Below are 13931 nucleotides of genomic sequence, written 5' to 3' on the forward strand. Positions count from 1 at the left end.
CCCCCCCCCCCCCCCCCCCCCCCCCCCCCCCCCCCCCCCCCCCCCCCCCCCCCCCCCCCCCCCCCCCCCCCCCCCCCCCCCCCCCCCCCCCCCCCGGGGCCGTGCTGCGCCGAGATCACGTGATCTCGGCAGTGGGACGGTGCGTCAGGGCGTGACGTCCTCGGCCTCGGTCAGCCAGTCGGCCAGCTCCTGCATGTACTCGGCCTGAGCGGCGTAGTCCATGCCGATGTACTTCCACGGGTAGGCCTGGTCGGCCTGGAGGGCCGGCAGCCGGGCGGCGGTCGGCTGGGTGGCCATCTCCTCGGGGGTCATCCCCCCGCGCAGCGAGTACAGGAGCACGTCGCTGGGGTAGTCGGGCACCTGCTCCCAGCCCACCGGCTTCCAGAAGTAGCCCTCCTCGCCCAGGTCGACGAAGTCGACGCCGAGGTCGGAGTAGAGGCGCAGGGCCGGGTCGTCCTCGGCCTTGCCCATCCACCAGCCCTCCGAGGGGGTGGCGTAGACCGGCAGGACGCTGAGGCCCTTCTCGCCGGCCTCGGTGAGCGCCGCCGCGGCCTCCTCGTACTCGGCGCGGGCCGACTCGATGGTGCCGGAGTCCGCGCCCAGGCTCTCGGCGAGGTCGGCCACCTCCTCCATGACGTCGGCGGCCGACCCGCGGTAGGCGATGGCGACGACGGGGGCGATCTGCTCGAGCTGCTCGAGCTGCTCGGGCGACTCGATGCCGTACGGCGGCGACGACGGGTCCAGCGTCCCCGCCGAGTCCACCGGGTAGACCGAGGTGATGATCAGGTCGGGGTCGGCCGCGGCCAGCTGCTCGAGGTCGATCTGCCCGTAGGTCTCGCCCACGATCTCGACGTCGGAGAGGTCGCGCCCCTCGAACGCGACGTCGTCGGCCGCGGAGGTCTGGCCGAAGGTGGCCACCGGCTCGACGCCGTAGTTCCACAGCGAGGCCATGACGTCGTTGAGGCCGGCGATCCGGGTCGGCGTCTCGTCCAGCTCGACGGTGTTGTCCAGGGCGTCGGTGTACTCCCAGGCCTCGCCGGAGGCGGTCGGCTCCGTACCGGCGCCCGCGTCGGTGTCCGTGTCCTCGGACCCGCAGGCGCTGAGGCCGACGGCCGTGCCCAGGGCCAGGAAGCCGCCGAGCAGGCGGCGAGAGGTGCGGTGCAAGGGGACTCCCTCGGGTGCGGGGATGCATGATCATCCCGATCGAGGGAAGGTTAGCCTGCCCTAAGTCCCGGAGGGAAGGCGGGTCACCGCAGGCGGCGCACCGGCACGACCATCGGCGTCCCCGTCACCGGGTCGGGGAGCACCCGGGCCTCGAGGTCGAACACCTCGGCGAGGAGGTGCTCGGTGAGCACCTCGTGCGGGGTGCCCGAGGCGACGAGCGCACCGTCCTTCATCGCCACCAGCCGCTGGGCGTACCGGGCGGCGAGGTTGAGGTCGTGCAGCACGACCACGACCGTCCGGCCCCGCTCGGCGTGCAGCCGGCCCACCAGGTCCAGGACGTCGATCTGGTGGGAGAGGTCGAGGTAGGTGGTGGGCTCGTCGAGCAGCAGCAGGTCGGTGCCCTGCGCCAGCGCCATCGAGATCCAGGCCCGCTGCCGCTGGCCGCCGGAGAGCGCGTCGACCGGGCGGTCGGCGAGCTCGGCCATGCCCGTCCAGGACAGCGCCTCGGCCACCAGGGCCTCGTCGTCGCGCGACCACTGGCGCAGCCACGTCTGGTGCGGGTGCCGCCCGCGGGCCACCAGGTCGCCGACGCTGAGCCCCTCGGGGGCCACCGGCGTCTGCGGCAGGAGGCCGAGCACCTTCGCCACCTCGCGGGTCGGCGTGCGGGCGATCGACCGGCCGTCCAGCAGCACCTGGCCCGACGCCGGGCGCAGCAGCCGGCCGAGCGCGCGCAGCAGCGTGGACTTGCCACAGCCGTTCGGACCCACGATCGCGGTGAAGGAGCCCTCGGTCAGCGCGAGGTCGAGCCCGTCCACGACGACCTGGTCGTCGTAGGCCAGCCGGAGCTCCTCCGCCGCCAGCCGCACGGGTGCCGGTGGGGCGGCGGGCTCCGTCCGGTGCAGCACCTCGGTACCCGGGTGGATCGTCATGCTGTCGCTCGCCGCCTTCCACGGACCAGGAGCCAGAGCAGGTAGGGAGCGCCGATCGCGGCGGTGAGGATGCCGACCGGCAGGGCCTGGGGGAGCATCGTCCGGGTCACCAGGTCGGCGGCCACGACCAGCAGCGCACCGAGCAGCCCCGAGGTCAGCAGCGGCGGGCGCGAGCCGCGGGTCAGCCGCACCGCGATCTGCGGCACGACCAGGGCCACGAACGTGATCGGCCCGGCGGCCGAGACCGCGAAGCCGACGAGGCCCACCGCGAGCAGCACGACCGCGGTCTGCGCCCCGGCCAGCCGCACGCCGAGCCCGCGCGCGGTGTCGTCGCCGAACTGCATGACCCCCAGCGCCCGGCCGGCGGCGAGCGCCGGCGGGAGCAGCACGGCGACGGCGACGGCGAGGGGCAGCGCGTCGTTCCAGGTGCGGGCGTTGAGCGAGCCGGTGATCCACACGTACGCCGACGCGGCGTCGTAGATCTCGGCGCGGGTGAGCAGCCAGTCGACCAGCGCGGCGCCGACCGACCACAGCGCGATGCCGATGAGGACCAGCCGGTACCCGTCGATCCCCGCCCGCCAGGCCAGCACGAACAGCAGCACGCCGGTGACCAGGCCGCCCAGCAGCGCGGCCAGGGGGACGCCGAGACCGCCCAGCACCTCGCCGGTGGAGGTGCCGCTGGTCAGCACGATGGCCGCCACCGCCCCCACCGAGGCGCCGCTGGTGATGCCCAGGGTGTCGGGGGAGGCGAGCGGGTTGCGGGCGAAGGTCTGGAAGAGCGCGCCGGAGACCCCGAGGGCCAGCCCGACCAGCGCGCCGACGACGACCCGCGGGGCGCGCAGCTGCAGGACGATGAACTCCTGCGTCTGCTCCCCCAGGCCGACCAGCGTCCGCAGCACCTCGCCGACGCCGATCGGGTAGTCGCCGCGCCCCATGCTCAGGGCCGAGACCAGCACCAGCGCGGCCAGCGCGGCCACCGGCACGACGACGTCGCGCCAGCGGACGATCGCCGAGACCGGGCCCACGCGCACGGGCGTGCCGCTGCGCAGCGGGGGGCGGGCGGTCGGCGCGGGCCGCGGGCGGGCCGGGGCGGTGGCGGTCACAGGGTGACCGTCCGGCGACGTCGCACGAGCGCGACGAAGAACGGCGCCCCGATGAGCGCCAGGACGATGCCGACCTGCAGCTCCCCCGGGCGGGCCACGACGCGGCCGATCACGTCGGCGGCCAGCAGCAGCGCGGCGCCCAGGAGGCCGGAGCAGGGGATCAGCCACCGGTGGTCGGGGCCGGTGAGCGCGCGGACGACGTGCGGCACGACCAGGCCGACGAAGGCGATCGGCCCGCAGGCGGCGGTCGCGGCGCCGGCCAGCAGGGTGATGGCGGCCAGGCCGATCGTCCGCGCCTGCCAGACGCGCTGGCCCAGGCCGCGGGCGACGTCCTCACCGAGCCCGAGCAGGTTCAGCGCCGGGGCGTTGGCCAGGGCGAGCACCACCCCGGCCGCGATGAACGGGCCCACCTGCCAGGCGATGTCGGCCCCGCGGCCGGCCAGCGAGCCGACCACCCAGAACCGGAAGCTGTCCAGGGTCTGCTCGTCGGTGACGACGACGGCGCGCACCAGGGCGAAGAACAGCGCCGACAGCGCGGCCCCCGCGAGCGCCAGGGTGACCGGTGTGGCCCCGCCGCGCCCGGCCGAGCCGATCGCGTAGACCAGGACCGTGCCGACCAGGGCGCCGGCGAAGGCGAACCAGACGTAGCCACCGGGCGTCCGGATGCCCAGCGCGGCGATGGCCAGCACGACGGCGAGGCTGGCGCCGGCGGTCACGCCGAGCAGCCCGGGGTCGCCCAGCGGGTTGCGGGTGTGCCCCTGCATCAGGGCCCCGGCCACGCCCAGCGCCGCACCGACCATGAGCCCCAGCACCGTGCGGGGGACCCGCAGCTGCCGGACGATCACCGCCTCCTCGGAACCCAGCGCCGAGTCGAGCAGCGACCGCCACACGTCGGCGAGGCCGATGGAGCGCGTGCCGACCGCGATGCTGGCCAGCGCGGCGGCGACGACCAGCACCAGCAGCAGGGCCAGCGTGCCCAGCCGTCGGCCGCGCGCCGGCGGTGCCGGAGGTCGTGCCGAGTCCCGGGCCGGGACGTCGACCGTGGTGGCCACGAGCAGCTCCCGGGACGGACGGCGTGGTCAGATAAGGCTTACCTTAGCTCGCCCGGTCGATCCCGCCACTCCCGCATGGGGCCGCGACAGCTCAGCGCTTCTGCCGGCGGCTCCCGCCGTGCCAGTCCTCCTGCCGGCCGATCTCGCCGGGCTGCACGCCGAAGGCCGGCAGCTGGGGGCGCTCGCGCAGGCTGCGCTTCAGCTCGGCGAAGCCGGGGAAGGAGGCGAGCCCCACGACGTGGTCCCACAGCGCGACGGCCTCGTCCTCGGCGGGCAGCCGGCTGATGACCGGCCCGAAGAACGCCACACCCTCGGGGGGGCGGAAGTGCAGGATCGGCGTCCCGACGTCCTTGCCGGCGAGCCCGAGCGCCTCGTCGGTCTCCGCCTGGATCTGCGCGTCCCAGCTGTCGTCGTCCACGGCCTCGGCGAGCGCCGTGGGCAGCCCCGCCTCGGCGAGCGCCGGCTCGGCGAACTCCCGGGTGCCGCGCCGCGCCTCGTCGCCCGGGTTCGCGGGCTGCTCGAAGACGCGTGCGCCGAGCGCCGCGTAGAGCGGGCCGACGGCCTCGGGGCCGTGCTCGGCGCGGGTGCGGGCGGCGACCCGCAGCAGGCGCAGACCCGACGTGTGCCCGGCCTCGTACTCGGGCGGGAAGTGGCTGGCGTAGTCGACGTGGGCGTTGAGCAGCCGCAGCGAGATGAACCGCCACTCGACGGCGTACTCCCGCTGCGCGCTCACCTGCCGGACCCACTTGCTCGTCATCCAGGCGAACGGGCAGACCGGGTCGAACCAGAAGCGGAGATCGGCCATGGCGCGAACCTAGGCCCTCCCGCCCGACCGCGCCGCCCCAGTGCTGGGGCCGCGACCCCAGCACCGTGCGGCCGGGGTCGCGACCACGAGCCTGGGGTGAGGGGCCGGCGTCAGACCGGCAGGACCGACTCGATCGCGGCCCGGACCTCGGGGGCGTCGGGCTCGGTGCGCGGCCGGAAGCGGGCCACCACCTCGCCCTGGCCGCTGAGCACCCACTTCTCGAAGTTCCAGGCGACGTCACCGTTCTGCCCGTCCACGTCGGGCACGGCGGTGAGCTGCCGGAAGAGCGGGTGCGCGCCCGGGCCGTTCACCTCGGCCTTCTCCGTCAGCGGGAAGGTGACGCCGTAGGTGGCCGAGCAGAACTGCTCGATCTCTTCGGCGGTGCCGGGCTCCTGCCCCATGAACTGGTTGCAGGGCACGCCCACGACGGTGAAGCCGCGGTCGCGGTACTCCTCATGCAGCGCCTCCAGGGCGGTGTACTGCGGGGTCAGGCCGCAGCGGCTGGCCACGTTGACGACCAGCGCCGGGCCGCCGGCGGTCAGCTCCCGCAGTGTCGTGGCGGCGCCCTGCAGCGTGGTCACGGGCGTGTCGAGGAGGTCGCTCATGCCCGGCCGCAGCGCCGCCGGCCGAGGGTTCATTCCAGGCCGGCCCCCACCGCGGCGCCTAGGGTGGTGGGCGTCCGGCACGAGGAGGTCCCGTGGAGTGGCTGCTGATCACGGCGGCGGTGCTGGTGGTGGTCGCCGCGACCCTCTACCTCCGGCGCGGGCCGCGGCAGGAGGAGTGGCGCGACGAGCTGCCCGACGGCCGCCTCGACCGCGACCGGACGGACGGCCCGGACGCGCGCGGCGCGGTCAACAAGCACAGCTGGATGCTCGGCGGTGGAGGGTCCGGGGGCTGAGCCCGGCGGTTCAGCCCAGACCGCTGGCGTCGTCCGGGACGTCGACGGCGTAGCGGCGCAACGCCTCCAGCGGCACGACCTCCAGGGCGCGGGCGTTGGTGGCGGCCAGGACGACCCCCGCCGCCGCACCCGCCTGGTAGGCCTGCAGCCAGCGGGTGGCGACCACGCACCAGCGATCGCCCGGCCGCAGACCGGGGAAGCCGTATTCCGGGCGCGGGGTGCTGAGGTCGTTGCCCAGCTCCCGCTGCACCGCCAGGAACTCGGTGGAGACGACGGTGCAGACCGTGTGCCGGCCGAGGTCGTCGGGGCCGCTGCGGCAGTGCCCGTCGCGGTAGAAGCCGGTGACCGGGTCCGTGCCGCAGGGCTCCAGCGGCCCACCGAGGACGTTCCGCTCGCCGGCGGGGTCGGGCAGCACGGGCCCTCCTCGGGTGGACGTGGTCGGCGGGCGTCCAGGATGGCATGGTGCGGGCGTGAGCGAGATCCCCGAGATCCTCTGGCGGCCCACCGCCGCGTCGATCGCCGGCACCCGGAGCGCCGCCTTCGCCGGCTGGGTGGCGCAGCGCCGCGGCCTCTCCTTCGGTGACCCGGTCGACTACGACACCCTGTGGCGGTGGTCGATCGAGCACCTCGACCAGTTCTGGGGTGACCTCGCCCGCTGGACCGGCGTGCTCGACGTCCCCGATGACCAGGTGCTCACCTCCCGCGAGATGCCGGGCGCGGTCTGGTTCCCGGGGACGGCGGTCAACTACGCCGAGCAGGTGTTCCGCCAGGCCGCCGACGACCGGCCCGCGCTGATCGCCGTCGCGGAGGACACCGAGCCCGTCGAGATCCCGTGGGCCGAACTCCGTGGCCAGGTGGGGGCCTTCGCCGCCACGCTGCGCCGCCTCGGCGTCCGTCCCGGTGACCGGGTCGCCGGCTACCTGCCCAACGTCCCCGAGACGATCGTCGCCTTCCTCGGCGCGGCCGCGGTCGGGGCCGTCTGGTCGTCCTGCGCGCCCGACTTCGGCACCCGCGCCGTCCTCGACCGGTTCGCCCAGATCGAGCCCACCGTGCTGGTCGCCGTCGACGGGTACCGGTTCAACGGGCGAGCGCACGACCGGCGTGAGGTGGTGGCGCAGCTGCGCGAGGCGCTGCCCACGGTGCGGACGACGATCGCCGTCCCCCGGCTCTTCCCCGACGAGGTGCCCGACGGCGCCCTGCCCTGGGCCGACGCCGTCGCCGACCGGCAGGACCCGGCGTTCGAGCCGACGCCGTTCGACGCGCCGCTGTGGATCGTCTACTCGTCGGGCACGACCGGGCTCCCCAAGGGGATCGTGCACGGCCACGGCGGGGTGGTCCTGGAGCACCTCAAGTGGGGGCTGCTGCACCAGGACCTGGCGCCGGGCGCCCGCTTCTACTGGTACACCTCCACCGCCTGGATGATGTGGAACGTCGTCGCCTCCTCGCTGCTGTCGGGCGCCACGGCGGTGCTCCACGACGGGGCGCCCGCCTACCCGACCGTGGACGCGCAGTTCGCCCTCGCCGCGAAGGTCGGGATCACCCTGCTGGGCACCAGCCCCGGGTACCTGGGCGCCTGCCAGAAGGCCGGCGTCCGCCCCGGCGACGACCACGACCTCTCCGCGCTGCGCGTGCTCGGCTGCACCGGCTCCCCCCTGCCCGAGGCCTCCTACCGCTGGGTCTACGACGCCGTCGGCACGGACCTGCAACTGGTCTCCGCGTCCGGTGGCACCGACGTCGCCACCGGTTTCATCGGGAGCTCACCGCTGCTCCCGGTCACGGTGGGCGAGCTGCAGCGGCCCATGCTGGGTGTGGCCGTGGAGTCGTGGAACGAGCAGGGCGAGCCGGTGGTCGGCGAGCTGGGGGAGCTGGTGGTCACCGAGCCGATGCCCTCGATGCCGCTGTACTTCTGGAACGACCCGGACGGCGCGCGGTACCGGGCGGCGTACTTCGAGCCGTGGCCCGGGGTGTGGCGGCACGGCGACTGGCTGGAGATCACCGAGCGCGGCACCTGCATCATCACCGGCCGGTCGGACTCCACGCTCAACCGCGGCGGGGTGCGCATGGGCACCGCGGACATCTACGCCGCCGTCGAGGCCTTCCCCGAGGTCGTCGACTGCGTCGTGCTCGGGGTCGAGTTGCCCGAGGGCGGCTACTGGATGCCGCTGTTCGTGCAGCTCGCCCCGGGGGAGGAGCTGACCGACGAGCTCGTGGGGCGGCTCCGGGAGGAGATCCGGACGACGGCCAGCCCGCGCCACGTGCCCGACGAGGTCATCGCCGTCCCCGGCGTGCCGCACACCCGCACCGGCAAGCGGCTGGAGGTGCCGCTCAAGCGGCTGTTCCAGGGCGTGGACCCGGCGAAGGCCGTGAACACCGGCACCGTCGACGACGCCGCGCTGGTCGAGCACTTCATCCGGCTGGCGAGGGACCGCACGCGCTAGCCGCACCGACCGCCCGGCGGTCAGCGGGCGGTGCGCGCCAGCGTGGCGAAGAAGGCCTGGATGTCGCCGGCGAGGACGTCCGGCCGTTCGAGCGCCGCGTAGTGCCCCCCGCCCTCGAACTCGCTCCAGTGGACGATGGCGTCGTTGTCCCGCTCGGCGAAGGCGCGGATGCTCTTGAAGTCGTCGGAGAAGACCGCGACGCCGACGGGCGAGTGGTTGACGGCCGGCTCGCGCTGCGCGTGGGCCTCCTCGTAGTGGTACCGGCCGACGCTCGCCGAGGTGTTCGTGAGCCACTCGAGGGTGACCTCGGTGAGGATCTGCTCGGTGGTGACGAGGCTCGTGCCGTTGCCGAAGGACTGGAAGAGCTCGTTCCACGCGAGCTGCCCGACGGGGGAGTCCGACAACGCGGCGGCGACGGTCTGCGGGCGCGAGGCGTTGAGCGCGTTGTAGCCGCCGACCGACTGGAACCACTGCAGGTGCTCCAGCGCCGCGTGGTCCTTCGGCTCGAGCTTCTCGAACTCGGCCGGGTCGCCCGAGGGGAACGAGAACAGCTGCAGGACGTGGGCGCCGAGGAAGCCCGCCGGCTCGAGCAGGCCGAGTTCGCGGGCGACCATCGCCCCGGTGTCGCTGCCGTGCGCGCCGTAGCTGTCGTAGCCGAGCCGTCGCATGAGGGAGTCGTAGGTGCGGGCCACGCGGGCCGTGGTCCAGCCGCGGTCCGTGACCGGGGTGCTGAAGGCGAACCCCGGCATCGAGGGCACCACCACGGAGAAGGCGTCCTCGGCCGCACCGCCGTGGGCGACCGGATCGGTCAGCGAGCGGATGAGCTCGAGGAAGTCGACGAAGGAGCCCGGGTAGCTGTGCAGCAGCAGCAACGGGGTGGCGCCGGCCTCCACCGACGGAACGTGCAGGAAGTGGATCGTCTGCCCGTCGATCTCGGTGAGGAAGTGCGGGAACTCGTTCATCCGCGCCTCCGCCGCGCGCCAGTCGTACGCGGTGCGCCACTGCTCGACGACGTCGACCAGGTAGCTGTTCGGGACGCCGTAGGTCCAGTCGTCGCCCGGGGCGGGTGCCGGGAAGCGGGTGCGCCCCAGCCGGGCGAGGAGGTCGTCGAGGTCGGCCTGCGGGATCTCGACCCGGAACGGCCGGATGCCGGCGGAGGAGGTGGTCGGAGTGTCCGTCGTGGAGGTCATGGGACGAACCTAGGAGGCCAACAGGAACACCTTGTTCCTGTTGGTGCGAGGATTCTCCGGTGCTCGAGACGTCGGCCCGCCTGCTGGCCCTGCTCGCCCTGCTGCAGGCCCGGCCGGCCTGGTCGGGGCCGGAGCTCGCGGACCGTCTGGGGGTGACGACGCGGACCGTCCGCAACGACGTGGAGCGACTGCGCACCCTCGGCTATCCCGTGGAGGCCACCCGCGGCTCGCTGGGGAGCTACCGGCTCGGGGCCGGCGCATCGCTCCCGCCGCTGCTGCTCGACGACGACGAGGCCGTCGCCCTCGCGCTCGGCCTGCGGGCTGCGTCGGCGAGCGCGATCGAGCGCGTCGCGGAGACCAGCGCGCGGGCACTGGCGAAGCTCGAGCAGGTGCTGCCCGCACGCCTGCGCCGCCAGGTCAGCAGCCTGACGGCGGCCACCACCCAGATCGCCGACGACGCGGGCACACCCGAGGAGGATCCGCCGGTCGACCCGACCGTGCTCACCGCGGTGGCGGCGGCGATCCGGGACGTGGAGTGGCTGCGCTTCGAGCACGACGGCGTCCGCGTGCTCGTCGAGCCGTACCGGCTCGTCAGCTGGGAGCGCCGGTGGTACCTGCTGGGTCGCGAGCCGGAGAGCGGCCGCTGGCGGGTGTTCCGGGTCGACCGCCTGGCCCTCGGCCCCCGCACCGGCCGGCGGTTCACCCCGGAGCCCCTGCCCACCGAGGACCTGCGCGCCTACGTCATGCGGGCGGTGGCCTCGGAGGGGTGGGCCGTCCACGCCCGGATCACCGTGCTGGCGCCGGCCGCCGAGGTGCGTGCCCGGATCAACCCGGCCGTCGGCGTCGTCGAGCCGGTCGACTCACGCACCAGCACGCTCGTGACGGGGGCGGACAGCTTCGAGACGATGGCCGTGTACATCTCGCTGCTGGGCCTGGACTTCCGGGTGCTCGAGCCGCCGGAGCTCGTCGAGCGGCTGCGCGTTCTCGCGGCCCGCTACGCCGCCGCCACGACGCGGCCCACCCGTGAGGCTGCTCACCTCGCGGGTGACGACGGCGTGCCGGGGGAACAGGCAGCCGCCAAGGTGGAGTGATCACCGCCCTCGACGAGGAGGACGAGCCATGACCAGCACCGACGAGATCCGCGAGCCGCAGCCGCCGGTGCTGCTGCCGCCGTGGCACACCCCGGAGCGGGAGGCGCTGCAGGAGCAGGCGCGCCGGTTCGCGATGGAGGAGGTGCTGCCGGTCGCGAACGAGCTCGACCCGCAGAAGGGCGAGATCCCGGCGTCCCTGCTGGCGCGGCTGGCCGAGCTGGGCTACTTCGGCATCACCGTGCCCGCGGAGCAGGGCGGGCTGGGCCTCGGCGTCTTCGAGTACTGCATGGTCAGCGAGGAGCTGGCCCGCGCCTGGATGTCGACGGCGAGCATCCTGGCCCGCTCCCAGGGTCTGGGGACGGCGGTCCTCGACGCCGACCGGCGGCACGAGCTGCTGGGCCGCAGCGCCCGGGGGGAGTGGATCGGCGCGATCGCGCTCTCGGAGCCCGACGCCGGCTCCGACCTCGCCGGCGTCTCCACCCGGGCGGTGCTCGACGGCGACGAGTGGGTCGTCACCGGCCGCAAGCGCTGGTGCGGCAACGCCAAGGCCGCCGACTTCATCCAGGTCCTGGTGCGCGAGCGCGACCCGGAGCCGGGGGAGTCCCGCTCGGCCGGGCTGATCAACCTGCTGCTGGAGAAGGAGCGCGGGGAGTTCCCCGAGGGCCTGTCCGGCTCCCCGATCGACAAGATCGGCTACCACGGCTTCCTCACCTGGGACCTCACCTTCGACGGCGTCCGGATCCCCCGGGAGAACGTGATCGACCAGGCGAAAGCCGCCCAGGAGGAGAGCGCCGAGGAGGGGGACGCCGCGAAGCAGGCGGGATTCGCCGAGGCGCAGAAGTTCCTCAACACCGCCCGCGTGCACACCGCGGCCCGGGCCGTGGGGCTGGCGCGCGCGGCGCTGGAGGACTGCATCCGCTACCTGCAGGAGCGCGAGCAGTTCGGTCACCCGATCGGCGACTTCCAGGCGCTGCGCTTCGCCGTCGCGGAGATGGCGGCGCAGATCGAGCAGTCGCGCGCCTTCTACCGCCAGGTCGCCCACCTGCTCGACCTGGGGCTGCCGGTGCACAAGGAGGCGTCGATGGTGAAGCTGGAGGCCACCGAGATGTCGGTGCGGGTGACCAACCAGGCCATGCAGCTGCACGGCGGGAACGGCTACACCACCGAGCGGCAGGTGGAGCGGCACTGGCGGGACGCCCGGCTGACCACGATCTTCGAGGGCACCAGCGAGATCCAGAAGCGGATCATCAGCGACCGGCTGCTCCCCCGCTCGCCGTTGAGCTGAGAGGCAAAGGAAGCTCTACCTGCAGGATTCGCGCCCGGTACGCATGCATAGCCTCCTTTGCCCGGGGCGCGTCGCGGGTGCGCGACGGGGTAGGGGCGAGCGGTGACGATGACCGCGCACCGCGCCGGCTCCGGGCCGCCGCTCGTCCTGGTGCACGGTCTCGGGGGGTCCTGGCGCACCTGGCAGCCCGTGCTCCCAGGGCTGAGCGCGCACCGCACCGTCGTCGCCGTCGACCTGCCGGGGTTCGCCGGTGGCAGCCGACCGCTGCCCGAGCCCTCCATGGACACCCTCACCGACGCCCTCGAGCAGTGGCTGCGCGCCGAGGGGCTGGCCGAGGCGTCGCTGGTCGGGAGCTCGCTGGGCGCCCGGACGGTGCTCGAGCTCAGCCGGCGGGGGACGGGTGCGGACAACGTCGCCCTCGATCCGGGCGGGTTCTGGACCGGCCGGGAGGCGGCGGTCTTCCGCGCCAGCATCGCCGCGTCGGTGGCCCTCCTCCGCCGTATCCGGCCCGCCCTGCCGGTGCTCCTGGGCAGCCCGGCCGGCCGGACGGCGCTGCTGGCGCAGTTCTCCGCGCGCCCCTGGGCCCTGGACGCCGACGTCGTCCGCACCGAGCTCGAGGGCTACGTCGACTCGCCGTCCTTCAACGTGGTGCTCGACGACCTGGCCTGCGGAACCCGGCAGCAGGGCGCCCCGGCCGGGACGCTCCCGGGCCGCCTGACCATCGGCTGGGGTCGCCGGGACCGGGTCACCCTGGCCCGCCAGGCGGCCCGGGCCGCCGCGGCGTTCCCCGACGCGGAGCTGCACTGGTTCGCGCGGTCCGGCCACTTCCCGCTGTGGGACCAGCCCGAGGAGACCGTCCGGCTGGTGCTCGACCGCACCTCGGGCTGAGTCGCCGGCCGGGGCCGCGGTGTCCCGGGGCCCCGACGGGCGCAACGCTCAGGCGGGCAGGCGGATCGGCATCAGCATGCTGAGGTCGCCGGACCGGCCCGGTGCCCACATGACCAGCGGCGCGATCGGCCCGTCGAGGTCGAGCACCAGCTGGCCGGCGTCCTCGGCGTCCAGGGCCTGGAGCAGGAACTCGCGGTTCACGCCCACCTCGACGTCGCCGAGGCTCAGCACGGTGGCGGCGTGCTCGGCGCCGTCCTCCGGGCTGCGCACCGTCCGGATCGGGGCGGCGGCCAGCTGCTCGCGGAACCGCGCGACGTCGACCTCGACCCGGGAGCTGCCCGACGCCCGCACGATCCGGCGGTAGTCGGGGAAGTCGGCGTCCACGCGGCGCCCGCGCACCGACCTGTCGCCGGCCGCGAGGACGACGTCCGCGCCGTCCACCGAGACGGTCAGGGGGCCGTCGTCGGGCGTCAGGGTCAGCAGCGCCTCGTCGACCAGCGCCACGGGGAGGACGGCGCTGACGGCCTGGCCCTCCACGGCGGCGTCGGCCAGGGTTCGCACGGCCAGGCGGTAGCGGTCGGTGGCCACCAGGCGGACGTCGTCGGCGTCGGCGTCGAGGAGCACGCCGGTGAGCGCCGGTAGTTCGGGGTCGCGGCCGACGGCGAAGCGCACGCCCCGCAGGGCGTCGAGGAAGGTCGCGGTCGTGCTGCGGATGCTGGTCATGAGGCTCTCCTGGGCCAGTAGGGATCGGGCGTGGAAGAGCTCGCGGCGGGCGTCGGCCAGCCCGTCCTCCAGGCGCCGCAGGTGCGCCTCGAGGACGACAACGGCGACGGCCGGGTCGTCCCGGTGCTCGACCACCCGGCGGATCTCGGCGAGCGGCATGTCCACCCGCCGCAGCCGGGCGACGAGCCGGGCGACGACGACCTGCTCGTCGCTGTACCAGCGGTAGCCGCTCCACGGGTCCACGCGGGCCGGCACGAGCACGCCGGCGCCGTCGTAGAACCGCAGGGCGCTCACCGTCAGGCCCGAGTCGCGCGCCATCCGGCCGATCCCCCGCATGCGTTCCTCCACGCCCCGGACCCTCGGGC

Annotated in this window: 14 protein-coding genes; 5 read left to right on the top strand and 9 right to left on the bottom strand. The window is 74.7% G+C overall.

The genetic code is table 11. The annotated features are described in order from the left end of the window. Window positions 1-144: 144 nt before the first annotated feature. The 6 genes from ACI8AG_RS15570 to ACI8AG_RS15595 form a co-directional block, all read right to left on the bottom strand. On the bottom strand, window positions 145-1164 hold the full coding sequence (locus ACI8AG_RS15570; RefSeq protein ID WP_456590045.1) for an ABC transporter substrate-binding protein: 1020 nt from the start codon (window positions 1162-1164) through the stop codon (window positions 145-147). An 83-nt stretch (window positions 1165-1247) separates the two neighbouring features. Next, on the bottom strand, window positions 1248-2093 hold the full coding sequence (locus ACI8AG_RS15575; protein WP_456597763.1) for an ABC transporter ATP-binding protein: 846 nt from the start codon (window positions 2091-2093) through the stop codon (window positions 1248-1250). Further along, window positions 2090-3196, bottom strand: coding sequence for a FecCD family ABC transporter permease (locus tag ACI8AG_RS15580; RefSeq protein ID WP_456597764.1), 1107 nt, complete (start codon window positions 3194-3196; stop codon window positions 2090-2092). The genes ACI8AG_RS15575 and ACI8AG_RS15580 overlap by 4 nt, the downstream gene beginning before the upstream one ends. Then, window positions 3193-4248 carry a FecCD family ABC transporter permease gene (locus tag ACI8AG_RS15585; protein ID WP_456597765.1) on the bottom strand — a complete coding sequence of 352 codons (1056 nt, stop codon included), beginning with the start codon at window positions 4246-4248 and terminating at the stop codon, window positions 3193-3195. Before ACI8AG_RS15585 ends, ACI8AG_RS15580 begins: the two co-directional genes overlap by 4 nt. A gap of 91 nt (window positions 4249-4339) precedes the next feature. Next, a complete protein-coding gene (locus ACI8AG_RS15590; RefSeq protein ID WP_456597766.1) occupies window positions 4340-5053 on the bottom strand; it encodes a mycothiol-dependent nitroreductase Rv2466c family protein in 714 nt (237 codons plus the stop codon). Window positions 5054-5163: 110 nt separating this feature from the next. Then, on the bottom strand, window positions 5164-5658 hold the full coding sequence (locus ACI8AG_RS15595; RefSeq protein ID WP_456597767.1) for a glutathione peroxidase: 495 nt from the start codon (window positions 5656-5658) through the stop codon (window positions 5164-5166). Between the two features lie 92 nt (window positions 5659-5750). Between ACI8AG_RS15595 and ACI8AG_RS15600 the strand changes: the two genes are divergently transcribed. Beyond that, window positions 5751-5951 carry a hypothetical protein gene (locus ACI8AG_RS15600; protein WP_456597768.1) on the top strand — a complete coding sequence of 67 codons (201 nt, stop codon included), beginning with the start codon at window positions 5751-5753 and terminating at the stop codon, window positions 5949-5951. Between the two features lie 10 nt (window positions 5952-5961). Here ACI8AG_RS15600 and ACI8AG_RS15605 read toward each other — a convergent pair whose 3' ends face one another. After that, the gene (locus ACI8AG_RS15605; protein WP_456597769.1) at window positions 5962-6366 is read right to left on the bottom strand and encodes a DUF2237 family protein; all 405 of its coding nucleotides are present in this window, start codon (window positions 6364-6366) and stop codon (window positions 5962-5964) included. Between the two features lie 55 nt (window positions 6367-6421). Here ACI8AG_RS15605 and ACI8AG_RS15610 point away from each other — a divergent pair, with 55 nt between their 5' ends. Further along, a complete protein-coding gene (locus tag ACI8AG_RS15610) occupies window positions 6422-8389 on the top strand; it encodes an acetoacetate--CoA ligase (protein ID WP_456597770.1) in 1968 nt (655 codons plus the stop codon). 20 nt (window positions 8390-8409) lie between these two features. On the opposite strand, the gene ACI8AG_RS15615 is transcribed toward ACI8AG_RS15610, so the two are convergent. Continuing rightward, a complete protein-coding gene (locus ACI8AG_RS15615; protein WP_456597771.1) occupies window positions 8410-9579 on the bottom strand; it encodes an epoxide hydrolase family protein in 1170 nt (389 codons plus the stop codon). 59 nt (window positions 9580-9638) lie between these two features. Here ACI8AG_RS15615 and ACI8AG_RS15620 point away from each other — a divergent pair, with 59 nt between their 5' ends. From ACI8AG_RS15620 to ACI8AG_RS15630, 3 genes are all read left to right on the top strand, one after another. Then, a complete protein-coding gene (locus tag ACI8AG_RS15620; RefSeq protein WP_456597772.1) occupies window positions 9639-10670 on the top strand; it encodes a helix-turn-helix transcriptional regulator in 1032 nt (343 codons plus the stop codon). Window positions 10671-10698: 28 nt separating this feature from the next. After that, entirely contained in the window at window positions 10699-11955 is a 1257-nt protein-coding gene (locus ACI8AG_RS15625) for an acyl-CoA dehydrogenase family protein (RefSeq protein ID WP_456597773.1), read from the top strand. A gap of 108 nt (window positions 11956-12063) precedes the next feature. Further along, window positions 12064-12843, top strand: a complete 780-nt coding sequence (locus ACI8AG_RS15630; protein ID WP_456597830.1) for an alpha/beta fold hydrolase — start codon at window positions 12064-12066, stop codon at window positions 12841-12843. Between the two features lie 48 nt (window positions 12844-12891). On the opposite strand, the gene ACI8AG_RS15635 is transcribed toward ACI8AG_RS15630, so the two are convergent. Next, on the bottom strand, window positions 12892-13914 hold the full coding sequence (locus tag ACI8AG_RS15635) for a DNA polymerase III subunit beta family protein (RefSeq protein WP_456597774.1): 1023 nt from the start codon (window positions 13912-13914) through the stop codon (window positions 12892-12894). Between the last annotated feature and the right edge of the window lie 17 nt (window positions 13915-13931).

The organism is Blastococcus sp. SYSU DS0552, assembly GCF_054050815.1.

Coding starts and splice junctions, on each gene's coding strand:
- ACI8AG_RS15615 (WP_456597771.1), bottom strand. CDS start 9,579: ATGACCTCCACGACGGACACTCCGACCACCTCCTCCGCCGGCATCCGG.
- ACI8AG_RS15590 (WP_456597766.1), bottom strand. CDS start 5,053: ATGGCCGATCTCCGCTTCTGGTTCGACCCGGTCTGCCCGTTCGCCTGG.
- ACI8AG_RS15595 (WP_456597767.1), bottom strand. CDS start 5,658: ATGAGCGACCTCCTCGACACGCCCGTGACCACGCTGCAGGGCGCCGCC.
- ACI8AG_RS15575 (WP_456597763.1), bottom strand. CDS start 2,093: ATGACGATCCACCCGGGTACCGAGGTGCTGCACCGGACGGAGCCCGCC.
- ACI8AG_RS15625 (WP_456597773.1), top strand. CDS start 10,699: ATGACCAGCACCGACGAGATCCGCGAGCCGCAGCCGCCGGTGCTGCTG.
- ACI8AG_RS15630 (WP_456597830.1), top strand. CDS start 12,064: ATGACCGCGCACCGCGCCGGCTCCGGGCCGCCGCTCGTCCTGGTGCAC.